Genomic DNA, 14,944 nt, shown 5'->3' with positions numbered 1-14,944 from the left:
CGCAAATTCGGCCGATTTCGGCTGAAAACGGCCTCAGCGGTGAAAATCTCCGTCGAATGGGAGGAGGACCGGCCGCCGATTTCGATCGGGTGTCGAGTCGGTCGGGACTGTCGAGACACGAGTTACGAACAACCAGAAGCGGGAGCCCCACGTATGATTCGCACCATCGGCCTGCTCATCAACCCCGTTGCCGGGGTGGGTGGGCCGGCCGGACTCAAGGGCAGCGACGGGCCAGACGTTCAGGCTGCGGCGCTGGCCCGCGGCGCACAGGCGCGTTCCGGTGAGCGCGCCGTCGCCGCGCTCACCGTGGTCGCGGCCGCGCACCCGCACGCCGAGATCATCACGGCCGACGGTGCGATGGGCGCGGATGCCGTGCGTCAAGCCGGGCTGGCGGCTCGCGTCGTCTACCAGGCCGACTCGCCCTCGACCGGGGCCGACACGACGGCCGCCGCCCTCGCCATCGAGGAGGCGGGCGCCGACCTGATTCTCTTCGTCGGAGGCGACGGAACCGCGCGCGACGTCGCATCCGCTCTCCGCCCGTGGCAGCCAATGCTCGGCGTGCCGGCGGGCGTCAAAATGTATTCGGGATGCTTCGCCGTGAGCCCGACGGCGGCCGGTGCGCTGGCCGCCCACTGGCTCGGGGACGAGCAGATTCCGCTCACTGAGCGCGAGGTGCTCGACGTCGACGAGGAGCAGATTCGTCACGGCAGGGTCGACCCGAAACTGTTCGCTCTCGTGCAGGTGCCATTCGTTCTCGGGCGCACCCAGTCGCGCAAGAGCGCGACACCGGTCTCGGAGGCCGCTGCCGTGCAGGCTGCCGCGCGCGGAGCCGTCGCGGCGATGAACAGCGGCACCCACTATTTGCTCGGCCCGGGCGGGACCACCAGGGAGATCGCCCGCCAGCTCGGAATCGAGAAGACGCCGCTCGGCGTCGACGTAGTGCGGGTAGATGCGGCGAGGAAGGGTGAGCTCGTGCTCGCCGATGCGTCCGAGCAACAACTCCTCGACCTGATCGCCGGTCGCGCGTTGCTCGCCGCTGAGCCATTGCCCGCGTCAGATTCCTCGCGCGTGCGCTCAAATCGTCGCGTGCTCACCGCTGGAGGCGACGATGTGAGCGCACGCGCGGTCACGGATGGCGTCGCTCGCGCAACAGGTGTCGCCCGCACGCAAGCCGTCGTCACCGTCATCGGGGGGCAAGGGTTTCTGCTCGGGCGCGGCAACCAGCAGATTTCTGCCTCGGTTGTCGCAGCGCTCGGTGAGAATCCGCTGCTCGTCGTCGCCACCGAACAGAAGCTGGCCCTGCTGCTCGGGCAGCCGCTGCTCGTCGACACGGGCAACCCTGTGGTCGACCGCAGTCTGGCGGGCTACATCCGGGTGATCACGGGGGTCGGCAGCGCCGGCGTTTACCCTGTCACTGCGCCCGAAGTCACGGAACCGGTTTCGGCACCGGTGTCAGCACAGGCTTCACCACAGATTTCAGCACCAGTAGTTTCACTCACGAAAGATGAAGGAGCGCAGTCATGCGTCTAGAAAACAAGAATGCAATCGTCACCGGCGGCGCCGGCGGAATCGGCCGCGCCACCGCGCTGGCGTTCGCTGCCGAGGGCGCCAAGGTCGCCGTCGTCGACCTGCGAGCGGATGCCGCTGAGGCAGTCGTCGAAGAGATCCGCGCGGCAGGCGGCACGGCCGTTGCGATCGCAGCCGATGTCTCGAACGAAGATGACATCCAGCGCATCATCGCCACCACGGTCGAGGAGTTCGGCGGCGTGAACGTCGTCTTCAACAACGCCGGCATCATCCGTCGCACCACCGCCGTCGAGACCACGGCCGAGGAGTGGGACCGCGTCTTCGGCGTCAACGTCAAGTCGATCTTCTTGATGAGCAAGCACGTCGTGCCGATCATGGCCGCGAACGGCGGCGGCTCGATCGTCAACACCGGTTCCGGCTGGGGACTCAAGGGCGGCGGCCAGGCCATCTCCTACTGCGCTTCGAAGGGCGCCGTCGTCAACATGACCCGCGCACTGGCGATCGACCACGGCCCGCAGGGAATTCGCGTCAACTCGGTCAACCCGGGTGATGTGAACACCGGCATGCTGCTCGAAGAGGCCCGTCAGCTCTCGCAGGACGCCAACGCGTTCCTCGCCGAGTCGGCCGACCGCCCGCTCGGACGCATGGGCCAGCCGAGCGAAATCGCCGCGGCCGTCGTCTGGCTGGCCAGCGACGACTCCTCCTACGTCACGGGTTCAGCGCTCGTCGTCGACGGTGGCGGCATCGCGTAACCACCCGCGGCATCCGCTGTGCCGCAACGACCCCCGCCTCGATGAAGCAGTGAGGAGCTGAGACTGTCTGCCTCGTGCCTGTCAACAATGAAACGCGCGATGGCTCCACTACTCTGACTGCGTGAACGAATTTCGGGGGCTGCCCAACATCAGGCGAGCGATCGTCATTCTGATGGTCCTCGTCGTTGGGGCATTGGTGCTCAACGCCCTGGTGGTGCTGGTCCTCGGCGAGGTCACGAGGTGGCCGCTCGCGCTCGCCAGCGTCTTCTGCGCTGGAGCAGTCGAGGCGTGCCGGATCCGGCTGGGCCACGTGCCTCATCGCAGCATGACGGTCAGCGTTCCGGTGATCACCCTTCCCGCCCTGGTGCCTGAACTTCCGGCGCTGGCCACTGCTGGCCTCATCACCCTGGGCGTCTTTCTCGTCGCGAACATGCACCAGGGGCGTCGGCTCGTCGCGCTCTACAGCGCGGCGCTCGCGGGCACCGGAGCACTTGTCGCAATTATCATCGCCGAACTGCTCACCGCCGCCGGCCTGGTCGCCAATGGCGCGCTTGCCGTCGCCTGCGGCCTCTACATCGTCTACGTCATCGCCGTCGAATCACTGCGAGTCAGGGTCTTCTCCCTCAGCGACACTCGGCGTCGGCTGCCCTTCTCGCCGCTTCGCACCGTGGCAGCCATGGCCGCCACAATGGTGATCGCCCTCCTCGCCGGACGCTGGAGCCAATTCGGGCTTCCCCTGATGAGCGCCGGCACAGAGCAACTCAACACGCTCATCGTGCTCCTGCTGCTCGTCGTCATCGCCACCGGGGTCAACGTCAGCAACCTCAACGTGACGATGCGCCATCGCCTGGTCGGGTTGATCGCCGGAGTGCGGGTGTTGTCGACCAGCGAAGCGCTCAGCTCTGTCACCGCGGATGTGCGTGGTTCAGGGGCGTTGACTGACGAGGATGCCGCGAACGAGGTGGCTGAGCTCCTCCGCACAGCCGTCGGCGATACGATCGGTGCCGAGTCGGTGATTGTGCGCGGCGAGGCGCCAGGCCGGGGAGAAATCGGAGCCGCGGTGTCGCTGCACCGGGGGCACACCGAATACGTTGTGGCACGGCGTGACGGCCGCGACAGCGCGTTCACCACCGACGACCGCAGCGCCCTGGTCGCGCTCGCCCTCACGGCCAGCGAAGTGATGAGGTCCCGGTTCAATATCGGTGGCCTGACGATGCGGGCCAATTCCGATCCGCTGACCGGATTGCCGAACTATGGCGCCTTCCACGATGCGCTCACCGATATCAACGACCATCGCGAGTACTCAGAGGCCCTCGCCGTGCTCTTCATCGACCTTGACGACTTCAAAAAGCTCAACGACCGTCACGGTCACTCGGTCGGCGACGAGATGCTGCGCACCATTGGCCATCGTCTCGGGGCAGCGGTTCGCCCGCAAGACTTCGTTGCCCGGGTCGGCGGCGACGAATTCGTCGTCATCCTCACCCATCTCTCCTCCCTGCAGGAGGCCAAAGCCATCGCCGAGCGCATCGCAGCGGACGCCAGCCGGTCGGTCACCATCGGTGTCCACACCTTCACCCCGGTGCTCAGCATCGGTCTGGCTTATTCGGCCCACCGCGAGAGCGACATCGACGACCTGGTGCAGGACGCCGACCAGGGCATGCTCGTCACCAAGAAGGCTCGCCGCGCGGTGGGGCCGGCGAAGAAGAGCAGCATCTATGTCTCACGTCACCGCTCCTCGCACCTCAACGATGTGGTCGTGCGTGCGATCGATGACGACCGCCTCGACGTCGCATTCCAACCGATCGTCAGCCTGATCAACAGTCAGATCTGGGCGTTCGAAGCGCTCGTGAGGTACTCCGACGACGAGGTCGGCGCCGTACCGCCCTCGTCGCTTGTCGAGACGGCGAAGGCGCTTGGGCGCATGGATGCCCTCACCCGCCAGGTCGCGACCAAAGCGATGGCCGCGGCTGCGGCATTCCGGCTCGTCGAGCCGAGAATCGTCTGCATGGCCATCAACATCGAGGCGCCCCAGCTTCTGCCCGAGCGGATGGGCACGTTTCTCGTCAATTTGGCTGCCCAGTACCCCGGAATCTCCCTCTGCCTCGAACTCAATGAGCGCTCGGTCGCCCGGGTTTCCCCCGAGGTGCGTGCCGAAGCCGAGCGGCTGCGCGACCTGGGCATCCTGATCGCCCTCGACGACTACGGTTCGCAGGACTCCTCCGTCGACGCCCTGGTGCGGATGCCGATGGACATTTTGAAGATCGACCGCAGTCTCGTCGACGACCTCGACGACATCCGTCAACGTGAGGTTCTGATGGCTCTGCAGAGCTTCGGCGACAACCTCGAGTACTCAATGATCGTCGAGGGTGTCGAGAACCAGGCGATGGCCGATCACCTGGGCGTCATCGGCGTGCGCAGCGCGCAGGGCTACTACTACGGGGTTCCCGAGAGCCTGAATCACACCGTGGATCGGTTGGAGCAATTCGGCGCGGCAGCAATCGCGCCTCGTGCACTCGGAGCCGTTCGAATCGCCTGATTGTCGTCCCGCGAACGAGGGACGACTGAACCGTTGCTAGGCTCAACGAATGGGGGAAACGGAGCGCCACAGAGTGTCGAACTCCGGCGTGCCGAACTCCGAGGTTTCACTGCTCGGGCGATCCGCTCTCGTCTCCCAGCTGCTTCTTTCAGCATCGACCTTGCTGCTCATCGGAATCTCAGCCGTCGCGGTGCCGGAGACGCTGGGCGGCCCACTGTTCTTCTCCGCTACGGTACTCATTTTCACAACTACGGCCCTCGCCGCCGCCGTCCCCTGGGGACGTTTTCCTCCGGTGTGGATCACCATTCTCCCGGTCGTGGATATCGTTGCAATTGTCATGATGCGCGAGGCGCAGCCATTCCTCGGCGCGGTCTTCCTCCTGGTTTTTCCGGTTATCTGGCTTGCGGGTCACTTTGGGATGTGGGGTGCCATCGGTAGCGTCGCGTTCGCCTCCGTGATGATCTGGGGAACCGTGCTGTTTCGTGGCTCCCTGGTCGACGAGGCGGAGATTCCGCGCCTGGCCATCGTGCCAATCGTCCTGTCATTCGTCGCAGTGAGCACCTACGGCACCGCACGGCGCGGGGCCGCCCAGCGGGTGCTGCTCACCCAGCAGGCAGGCCTGTTTGAGGTCGCGCTGCGTGGGTCGCGCAGGCAGGAACAGACGCTTGATGAAATTTTGAACGCTGTCGATTTCGGTGTGATCAGCTTCGATCGCACCGGACATGCCCACCTCGTGAACCGGGCGCACCGTGAAATTCTCGAACGGTTCGGAGAGCGCAGCGATCTCGCGGTGCCGCGGGTGATCTATCGCGAGGATCGGGTGACGCCCTATGAGGAGGACGACCGGCCGTACCGCCGTGCGCTCCGCGGTGAGACCATCGACCGGGTTACCGTGTGGATGGGTGAAGCGGGCGGCGACCGGGCTGCGTTCCTGGTCTCGACGCGTCCATTGCGCGACCGTGCCGGCGAGTTCGACGGCAGCGTTCTCGTGCTGCGTGACGTGACGGCCGAGTTGCGCGCGATCCAGGCACGTGACGACCTGGTGGCATCCGTCTCGCACGAGTTGCGCACTCCGTTGACGTCGGTGCTCGGCTACCTGGAGCTCGCCCTCGATGACGAGCGCGTCGAACCGTCGACTCGGCACATGCTCACCGTGGCTGAGAAGAACGCAGAGCGCCTTCTCACCCTGGTCTCCGACCTTCTCACCGCGGCGAGCGAGGTGAACAACTCGCTCATGCTCGCGCTCGAGAGATGTGAGCTCTCAGAAATTGTCACTGACGCCGTTGAAGCAATCCGTCCCCTCGCACAAGAACGCGCAATCGTGATTGAGCAGCCGGCCACTGAACCGGTCTGGATTCAAGCGGATGCCTTTCGTCTGCGTCAGGTCGTCGACAATCTGCTCTCGAACGCGGTGAAGTACAACGTACATTCCGGACGGATCTCGGTCGTCGTGAGCGCCGGCCACTCGGTGGCCGAACTCCGCATCGAAGACACGGGTCAGGGCATGAGCGCGGCCGAGCAGACGCGACTTTTCGAACGGTTCTATCGTGCCGATTCCGTGCGCGGCTCGGCCGTGCACGGCACCGGTCTCGGGTTGAGTCTCAGTCGCGACATCATGCGTCAGCACGGTGGCGAGCTACGGCTGAGTTCGGAACCCGGCGTGGGCACGACCGCGGTGGCGACGCTGTCGCTGGCGCCGTACGCCTCCGTCGAACATGAGCTCAGAAAACTGGAGCACCTGTGAGGAACGCCGACTTCGCCCACGACTCGCGCCTGGAGGTTCGATGCCACTCGACACGCTGACACTGCTCGCCGTCAGCGGGGTCATCGCAGTGCTGTGCGGTCTGTCGTTCATTCTGAACACGGCCTTCAGCCGCAATGACGCTATCGGCCGCATGTGGAGCGTCGGATTCATCGCCGCGATTCTCGGTGCGTTCGGTCTGACCGTCTACGCGATGAGCCCCTCGACCTGGATCGCCTTGATTATCGGCAACGCCGCACTGCCCATCGCCCTCGGCTCGATGTGGTCGGGTGCTCGCCTGTTCAACGGAAAATCTGCCCGATTCGCTGTTGTCGGAGGTGTCGCGGCGCTCGTCGCTCTTGCGGTCATCGTGCGGGGTCCGGATGCCGGTGGCTGGGCCGGTGCCGTCGAATTCAACCTCGGTGTGTCCGCGTTCGCCCTCTGCGCAGCCGTTGAAATGTCCAGCCGTCGCCTCAAACGCAATGTGAACGGCCGGATCGCATCGGTGGTCTACTGGCTCGTCGGCGGCTTCTATGCCGCACGGTCGCTGGTGCTCGTGATCGACGGCCATGACGGCGCGTTCTTCATAGACAAGTTCGGCTCCGCCACCGTTACCTTCGTCAACATGCTGCTGATGGTCACACTCTCCATCGCGCTTTCGACCCTGCGGGCTGAGCGCGCGGGCGGTGCGGTCGGGGACTTCACCGATGGCATCCACTCTGCGGCGGGAGTGCTGTCGGCGTCGTCCTTCACCCAAGCGGCCGCCGATCATCTCGACCGGGCCGAGCACGCCGCGGTGCCGTTGGCACTGATCGGCGCCGACATCGACAACCTTCCCGAGTTCAACATCGCCTTCGGCCGTGCCGCCGGCGACCAGGCGATCGCGCGGTTCGCCGCGACGCTCCGGGGTACGGCGCCGGTGATGGCGCTGATCGGGCACCCGGCGGCGGGGCGTTTCTTGATTCTGGTCGAGGCAGCGAGTGCACTCGATGCGCGCGCGATCGCCGCCCGACTGCAGATCGCACTGGTCGACACCCCGCTGGAGGAGGGCGAGCAGATTCGGTTCACCGCCAGTTTCAGCGTCGCGCACACCGGTGACCACGGTCATGATCTCGACGCGCTCACGGCCGCCGTTTCCCGCGCCGTCGAGGCAGTGAAGAGCGCAGGCGGCAACGACATCCAGGTTGCAGCAGCAGCGCGCTGACCATTTCTTCACCCGCGCCGACCAGGTGCGCTGCCTCGCGCTGCCCTGCGCTGACCCTGCGCTGACCCTCGCGATGACCGTGCGCTGACGCCATCGTGAGCGCGTCCGCGGCAATCCTGCGCAAAAACTGCGTAAAGCCTGGGGCACCCGAGTGCCTTCGCTGGCAGAACCCTGCACTTCACGCGTGATCCTGTTTATGAGACGGGGCACCGGATGCCGACAGTCTCGACAACTCTCATTCAGTCGCACTAAGGGGTACCAGTGAAGAAATCAACTCGCTCATTCGGAGTCAAGGCTCGCGCCATTCTCGCCGGAAGCCTCGTGCTCGGCGTTGGAGCGACCGTCACTCTCGCATCCTGGAACGACTCGGAGTTCGCGTTCGGCGCGTTCACCGGCGGCAAGTTCAACATCCAGAGCAGCGCCAACGGCACGACCTGGACCGACGCCACGTCGTCCAGCCCTGCTGCACTGACGTTCAAGGTCGGCCCCGGCACCCTCTCGCCGAACACCACTGTGTACGCTCCGTTCGCCGTGAAGCTGGCGACGGGCACCACCAACGTGGCCGACGTGACGATCAAGTCCACCTCGACCGCTCCGGTCGCTCCCGGCGTCGACGCCAGCAGCCACCTCACCTACAAGATCCTGAAGACAGCGGCCTGGGGCTGCGATGCAGCGACGACCGGCACTCTCATCGCACCGGTGAGCACCGCCGTCAGCGCCAGCACGCTGGCTAACGCCTTCGCGCTCAACGACGCAGCGACGACCGCCTACCTGTGCATCGCCGTGACCGCCGACGCCACCCTGGCGCAGAGCAGCGCGAGCACCGTCACCTGGGAGTTCGGCGGAGTCTCCAACGCTGCACTCGCCACACCCGCTTCCTAGAAACCCGGCACTCTCAGTAGAAAGCGGCAGCTGTCATGTCTCGTCATTCACACCCCCGGGTTCGCGCAGTCGGCCGGTTCACCCGGCTCCGCGCGATCCTGGCCGGCGCACTGGTTCTCGGTGTGGGAGCCAGCGTCACCCTGGCCTCGTGGAACGACAGCGAGACGGCGGCAGCCACCTTCACAGCCGGACGCTTCGACGTCGTCGGAAGCATCGACGGCGGAGCGTTCGGTCAGCACCCCTCCAGCAGCGGCGCAGCACTCAACTTTGCTGTACCGGTGACGGGATTGGGGCCGGGCATGACCAGCTATGCCCTGTTCTCGGTGAAGACCGCGAACCCGAGCATGGCCGGAACGGTGACACTGGCTGCGGCTGCAACGAACAACACCAGCGGAACCGGCCTCGGCGAGTACCTCACCTATGGCGTGAAGAGCATTGCGAACGGCGCAGCCGGCGGCTGCACCGCAGCCGCGTTCGCCGCAGGGGCGACAGTTGTCGCGCCGGGCTCGGCGCTGACCACTGGTCAGGCCGTCGGCTCCTCCTTCCTGGTGACCCCCAATGGCGCCAACCAGGTCAACTACTGCTTCGCCGTGACAATGCCGGCCACCGTCGACAACGCGGCGCAGGGCAAAACCTCCGCGCCGATCTGGACATTCACCGCAGTCTCCGGTTAGCCGACCCGCACCACTCGCCACGCGACATCCGCACCAGACATCTTCACCCTCAGCATTACCCACTGCTGTGCACACTGAGACGACAGAAGGAGAGACACGATGACCGCCACCCGCACCCGGCGTATCCGCCACAGCCTCGCTGAAATCGGGCTGAACCTCGCCGCACTCGGCGGTCTCGTTGCACTCACCCTCGTCGCTCTCGCGTTCTTCTTCAATATCTCGCTGATCATGTTCAAGACCGGTTCGATGAGCCCCACCATCCCGACCGGCTCTCTGTCGCTCGTGCGGGAGATCTCGGCGTCTGAGATCAATGTCGGTGACGTGGTCACTGTCGACCGCGAGGGCAAGCTGCCGGTCACCCACCGCGTCACGACGGCGTCGGCAGCCGCTGCCGACGGCACTCGCTCGATCACCCTCAAGGGCGACGCGAACGAGCTGGAAGATCCGGCGCCGTACACCGTGTCCACTGTGCGCCTCGTGCTCTGGTCGGCCCCCGGCCTCGCCAACGTTGTCGTGTGGTTCAGCAATCCGCTGGTGCTCGGTTCGATCACCCTCAGCGCAGCAGCGCTCGTCATGTGGGCGTTCTGGCCGCGTCGGGTCGAGGGCGAAGCGGATGAGGCGACGGCCGGCCCCGCAATCGCAGCCGACTTTGTCGGTGCCTCGGTAACTGCATCTTCCGTTGCATCCGCGGCTGCATCTGCACCAGCCGCCAGTGGGACATCGGCAGTCCGCACGATCAGTTCTCGGCGGCACCGGGGCAGTTCTCGGCGGCACCAGAGCCCCCGTCACTCCAAAGTGGCAGTCTGATGCGCCGCGGTTCGGTGCGTCAGAGCGCAGCGCAGCACAGCGTCGCGGCGTCGGCGTCGGCGTCGGCAGCAGCGGCGGCGTCGGCAGCGGCGGCGGTGTCGCCAGCGGTGTCGACTCGAGCGGTCCCGGTGCCTACCCGAGCGGTACCGGTGCCGACCCGAGTGGTCCCGCCGTCGACCCGAGCGGTGCACTTGAGAGCGCGGCGTCTGCGCCTCTCCCTGGGCGTCGTTCTCGCCGCACTCGCCATCGTGCTCGGTGCTCTCGTCGTTCCGGTCAACTCCACCCTGGCGTCGTTCACCGACGCCGAGACGACCGCGGCCACCCCCTCGATCACGGCCGGCTCGCTCGGCACCGTCACCTCGCTGCAATGTTCGCTTTCCGGCACCGGGTCGAACGCGAAACTGACTCTCACCTGGACGGCACCCAGTCAGGCGACGATTCAACGCACCGGATACCGCATCAGTTTCACCGACACCTGGGAGAACACCAATTTTTCGATTGACGTCGGCACCGGCTTGTCAAAGGTGTTCGCTGCGAACGATGACTCCGTGCCCGACAACAGTGACTACCTCGTCACGGTGACGGCGATCGCGACCTCGGCACCGAGTTGGCTTTCGGCAACGACCGACTCGATCAATGTGACCAGGTCGAACGGGAAGGGCTGGAAAAACTGCTCATGAGCTGTTCCCTGCACTGCAGTTCGAGCGTCGCCGTTCTGTCTCCCCACGGCTTAGCCAGCCACAGCTCATGCTGATGACGGCAGAACGAGCCCCGGTCTGGCCGGCGTCAGAGTATCTCGACGGCAGCGTGCTGAGCGCACTGCTCGACGAGCTCGATGGCGACACCTGCAGTCTCACCAGTTTCGTCACTGATTTCGTCAGCCTCTGGGATACCCGAGCCCAGAGACTGACGGATGCTCTTGCCGCACAGTTGGTCGACGAGGCGCATGTCGTCTTGCTCAGCATCCGCTCGTCGGCGCACATGATCGGCGCGGTTGTGCTCGAGGCGTCGGCCACTGCGATGCTCGATGAGCTTCACCGGTCGGGCATCGGCGCATGTGAGCCGTCGATCAGCGGTCTGCTCAGCGACGGTCAGGGCAGTTGCCGGGCGCTCGTCGCCGTGCTCGCGCGTCTCTCGAGCTGACGCCGCAACATCCGCCCGGGCTCTCACCCAATCCACCGTGATCCGACCCACCCGTGTTCACCATTCGACGGAGATTTTCGTGATTTTGGCTGTTCTCACGCCGAAAGTCGCGTTTTTGGGCCGAATCTCCGTCGAATGGGATGGAACGCGTCGAGAGGGGATTCGCGCCTTCGCCCCTGAAGCCGGAGCTGCGCGGGTTCAGCGCCGCGACGCGGGTCCAGCGCCGCGCCGCGGGTCGGAGAGCAGGACAGAATCGCACAGAATGACGCTGCGCGGGTTCAGCGCCGCGCCGCGGGTCGGAGAGCTGGACAGAATCGCACAGAATGACGCTGCGCGGGTTCAGCGCCGCGACGCGGGTCGGAGAGCTGGACAGAATCGCACAAAATCACGCTGCGCGGGTCGGATGCCGCTACGCCGGTTGGCGCCAACCGGCGCAGCGGCATTCGACCCGCGCGACGCGATTTCGACCGAGTGATTTCGACCGAGTGATTTCGACCGAGTGATTTCGACCGAGTGATTTCGACCGAGTGATTTCGACCGAGTGATTTCGACCGAGTGATTTCGACCGAGCGACAGGGGCCGGATGAGCGCTACGTCCGCGCTACCGCAACGCCCGCGCCCACGCCGCCGCTAGGCCCGCGCGGCGCTCAATCGGTAGCCGACCCCGCGCACCGTCTCAATGAATCGCGGCGACTGGGCGCTGTCGCCGAGCTTGCGCCGCAGGTTCGTCAGGTGCACCTCGACCGCACGCTTGTCGGTTTCGCTCACGAAACCGCTGGTCAGGTAAGCCTCGCCGCGCAGCAGGAGCGCGAGATCCTGCTTGTTGCGCACCCGCCGCCCCGACTCCAGCAGCGCAGCGAGCAGCTCGAACTCGCTGCGGGTGAGGTCGACCTCGACCTCCTCGAGAGTCACAATGCGGCTGGAGAAATTCAGCTGGAGTCCGTTGTGTCGCAACCATTCGGCATCCGTCGCGTTCGCTGAGTCGGCCACGGATGCGCCGCCCGCCTCGATCGCCCGGCCACCGTCGACATGCGCGCCGAGCGCACGATGAGCACCAAGCGCGCCGGGATCGCCCGCGCCATGCGCCTCGGCGACGGGGGAGACCGCAGCGTGGACCGCGGCTGCCTCGGGCGCAACGGCTCCGTGCGCACGCGGACGTCGCAACATCGCTTCGATCCGCGCCCGCAACTCGCGGGGACGAAACGGCTTCGTCACGTAATCATCGGCGCCGGAATCGAGTCCCTGCAGCAGATCGATCTCTTCGTTGCGAGCGGTGAGCATCACCAGATAGGTCGGGCTGAAGACGCGGATGCGTTTCGCCACCTCGAAACCGTCAATGCCAGGCATACTCACGTCGAGGGTGGTGACAAGGGGTTTGTGCTCGCGCACAGCGGCGATGCCGTCGAGGCCGTTTGAGGTCGCCACCACTTCGAATCCGGCCTGTTCGAGCACCGTTTCGAGCAGATGACGGATGTCAGTGTCATCTTCGATAATTACGGCGACGCGCCGTTCCGCCAAGGTCTCCATCGGCCTCATCGTATCAACGGGGCGGCCCGGCGCGTTCTCGGGCGGGCCAGCGAATTCACGTGTCGCACCGAACAGCATTCGCTACCCTTGCGGCATGAGCCTGCCACCCGTGCCCCGAGAAGTCGAAGAATATTTCGCTTCGCTCGACGAGAAGCGCCGCGACGTGATCCTCCCGGTTTTCAACGTTGTGCGCGAGGCTATGCCAGACGGCTACGAGCTCGTGATGGGATGGGGCATGCCGGGTTGGGTGATTCCGCTGTCAACCTACCCAGACACGTACAACAAGCAGCCCCTCGCCTACGCCAGCCTTGCCGCTCAGAAGCAGTACAACTCGCTCTACCTGAACGGGCTCTACAGCAACCCAGATCTCGACGCGGCGTTCCGCACGGAATGGGCCGCGACCGGGCGCACGCTGAACATGGGCAAGAGCTGCCTGAGGTTCACGAAGCTCGAGGATGTCGACCTCGACATCATCGCTCGAGCGGTTGCTGCTCTTCCTGTCGAGCGATTTCTGCAGACCTACGAGCGCATCCAACCGACCAGCGCGCTCCGCCCGGCGCCTCGTTCGACCACGAATTGAGACCGGTCAGAGCCCGTTCCCCTCGATGAGGGGCACCCTGCACGGGGCGAACGGAGCGCCCGATTCGCCAGGTTAGACTCGAAGGTGTGAATTCTGAGGCTCCCATCGACGTCGTACTCATTGGTGGCGGGATCATGAGTGCAACTCTCGGCACTTTGATCAAGCAGCTACAACCCGACTGGAGCATCCAGGTCTACGAGCGACTGGGCGACGTCGCCGAAGAGAGCTCGAACCCGTGGAACAACGCCGGCACCGGTCACGCCGCACTCTGCGAGCTCAACTACATGCCGGCAGCGGTCGACGGAACCGTCACCGCCGACAAGGCAGTGAGCATCAACGAGCAGTTCCAGATCAGCCGTCAGCTCTGGGCGCACCTCGTGAGCACCGGCGTGCTGCCGGAGCCTGAGAAGTTCATCAACCCGACGCCGCACATGACATTCGTGCACGGCAAGGCCAACGTCGAGTACCTCAAGAAGCGTTTCGCGGTATTGAAAGACCAGCCGCTGTTCGCCGGCATGGAGTTCAGCGACGACCCCGCCGTCATCGGCGAGTGGACCCCGCTCATCACCAAGAAGCGCAACCCGCGTCAGAAGATCGCCGCGACCCGCAGCACCATGGGTACCGATGTCGACTTCGGCGCGCTCACCAAGTTCTACTTCGACGACCTGGTCAAGCAGGGCGCCGGAGTGCACCTGAACACCCAGGTCACCAATCTGACCAAGCAAGCGGATGGCACGTGGAACGTCAAGCTGCTGCGTCTGGTCGGTCAGACCCGCAGTGACGTCAACGCCCGATTCGTGTTCGTCGGTGCCGGCGGCGGCGCTCTCGCGTTGTTGCAGCACAGTGGTATTCCAGAGGCCAAGGGTTTCGGCGGGTTTCCGATCAGCGGTCAGTTCTTGAAGACCAGCAACCCGAAAATCGTCGCCCAGCACCAGGCCAAGGTTTACGGCAAGGCAGCAGTCGGAGCACCGCCGATGTCGGTTCCGCACCTCGACACCCGCGTTGTCGACGGCGAAACCTCGCTGCTCTTCGGCCCGTACGCCGGCTTCACCCCCAAGTTTTTGAAGAGCAGCACCTGGTTCGACCTGCCGTTCTCGATCCGCGCGCACAACATCGTGCCGATGCTCGCCGTCGGCATGAGCAATTTCGACCTGGTCAAGTACCTGGTGGGCGAACTGCTCGCCTCGCGCGGCAAGAAGATGAAGGCGCTGCAGGAGTTCATGCCGACCGCGAAATCTGAAGACTGGGAACTCATCACCGCCGGCCAGCGCGTGCAGGTCATGAAGAAAGACGAGAAAAAGGGCGGGGTTCTGCAGTTCGGCACCGAGGTCATCACCTCAGCAGACGGCAGCATCGCCGGCCTGCTCGGTGCCTCGCCCGGAGCCTCGACCGCGGCCCCGATCATGGTCGACCTGCTCGCGCGCTGCTTCCCCACGGAGTACCCGGGCTGGGAGTCGAAACTGCGTGAGATGATCCCGAGCCTCGGCACCAAGCTCTCGGATGACCCACAGAACGCCGCCGCCTCGCTTGCCGCGACCGCCGCAGCACTGCACCTGCCTGCCTAGGCCGGG

13 protein-coding genes are annotated in these 14,944 nt (G+C 65.4%); 12 read left to right on the top strand and 1 reads right to left on the bottom strand.

The genetic code is table 11. The features are described 5' to 3' along the window. Positions 1–153: 153 nt before the first annotated feature. The 10 genes from ABD791_RS09240 (at position 154) to ABD791_RS09195 (ending at position 11,266) form a co-directional block, all read left to right on the top strand. Positions 154–1,530 carry an ATP-NAD kinase family protein gene (locus ABD791_RS09240; protein ID WP_345065230.1) on the top strand — a complete coding sequence of 459 codons (1,377 nt, stop codon included), beginning with the start codon at positions 154–156 and terminating at the stop codon, positions 1,528–1,530. After that, positions 1,521–2,279: an SDR family NAD(P)-dependent oxidoreductase gene (locus ABD791_RS09235; protein ID WP_345065228.1), complete on the top strand. Its 759-nt coding sequence runs from the start codon at positions 1,521–1,523 to the stop codon at positions 2,277–2,279. Before ABD791_RS09240 ends, ABD791_RS09235 begins: the two co-directional genes overlap by 10 nt. 121 nt (positions 2,280–2,400) lie before the next feature. Continuing rightward, on the top strand, positions 2,401–4,815 hold the full coding sequence (locus tag ABD791_RS09230; protein ID WP_345065225.1) for an EAL domain-containing protein: 2,415 nt from the start codon (positions 2,401–2,403) through the stop codon (positions 4,813–4,815). Between the two features lie 49 nt (positions 4,816–4,864). Next, positions 4,865–6,559: a sensor histidine kinase gene (locus tag ABD791_RS09225; RefSeq protein ID WP_345065222.1), complete on the top strand. Its 1,695-nt coding sequence runs from the start codon at positions 4,865–4,867 to the stop codon at positions 6,557–6,559. A gap of 40 nt (positions 6,560–6,599) precedes the next feature. Next, the gene (locus ABD791_RS09220) at positions 6,600–7,760 is read left to right on the top strand and encodes a GGDEF domain-containing protein (RefSeq protein WP_345065219.1); all 1,161 of its coding nucleotides are present in this window, start codon (positions 6,600–6,602) and stop codon (positions 7,758–7,760) included. A gap of 261 nt (positions 7,761–8,021) precedes the next feature. Then, complete coding sequence (locus ABD791_RS09215) at positions 8,022–8,642, top strand: SipW-dependent-type signal peptide-containing protein (RefSeq protein ID WP_345065217.1); 621 nt, start codon at positions 8,022–8,024, stop codon at positions 8,640–8,642. A gap of 35 nt (positions 8,643–8,677) precedes the next feature. Beyond that, positions 8,678–9,316 (top strand): SipW-dependent-type signal peptide-containing protein, encoded by a 639-nt coding sequence (locus tag ABD791_RS09210; protein ID WP_345065215.1) that lies wholly within the window; start codon positions 8,678–8,680, stop codon positions 9,314–9,316. A gap of 99 nt (positions 9,317–9,415) precedes the next feature. Beyond that, positions 9,416–10,123: a signal peptidase I gene (locus ABD791_RS09205; RefSeq protein ID WP_345065212.1), complete on the top strand. Its 708-nt coding sequence runs from the start codon at positions 9,416–9,418 to the stop codon at positions 10,121–10,123. A gap of 185 nt (positions 10,124–10,308) precedes the next feature. Beyond that, the gene (locus tag ABD791_RS09200) at positions 10,309–10,803 is read left to right on the top strand and encodes a hypothetical protein (RefSeq protein ID WP_345065209.1); all 495 of its coding nucleotides are present in this window, start codon (positions 10,309–10,311) and stop codon (positions 10,801–10,803) included. Between the two features lie 73 nt (positions 10,804–10,876). Further along, positions 10,877–11,266 (top strand): hypothetical protein, encoded by a 390-nt coding sequence (locus tag ABD791_RS09195; protein WP_345065207.1) that lies wholly within the window; start codon positions 10,877–10,879, stop codon positions 11,264–11,266. A 630-nt stretch (positions 11,267–11,896) separates the two neighbouring features. On the opposite strand, the gene ABD791_RS09190 is transcribed toward ABD791_RS09195, so the two are convergent. After that, positions 11,897–12,793 carry a response regulator transcription factor gene (locus ABD791_RS09190; protein ID WP_345065204.1) on the bottom strand — a complete coding sequence of 299 codons (897 nt, stop codon included), beginning with the start codon at positions 12,791–12,793 and terminating at the stop codon, positions 11,897–11,899. A 94-nt stretch (positions 12,794–12,887) separates the two neighbouring features. Here ABD791_RS09190 and ABD791_RS09185 point away from each other — a divergent pair, with 94 nt between their 5' ends. Then, positions 12,888–13,373: a DUF1801 domain-containing protein gene (locus ABD791_RS09185; RefSeq protein ID WP_345065201.1), complete on the top strand. Its 486-nt coding sequence runs from the start codon at positions 12,888–12,890 to the stop codon at positions 13,371–13,373. Positions 13,374–13,459: 86 nt separating this feature from the next. Further along, positions 13,460–14,938 (top strand): malate:quinone oxidoreductase, encoded by a 1,479-nt coding sequence (locus ABD791_RS09180; RefSeq protein ID WP_345065197.1) that lies wholly within the window; start codon positions 13,460–13,462, stop codon positions 14,936–14,938. Positions 14,939–14,944 lie beyond the last annotated feature (6 nt).

Source organism: Glaciibacter kafniensis, from assembly GCF_039538945.1.
GTDB lineage: Bacteria > Actinomycetota > Actinomycetes > Actinomycetales > Microbacteriaceae > Cryobacterium > Cryobacterium kafniensis.
This window is presented reverse-complemented; position numbering and strand designations above follow the sequence as displayed.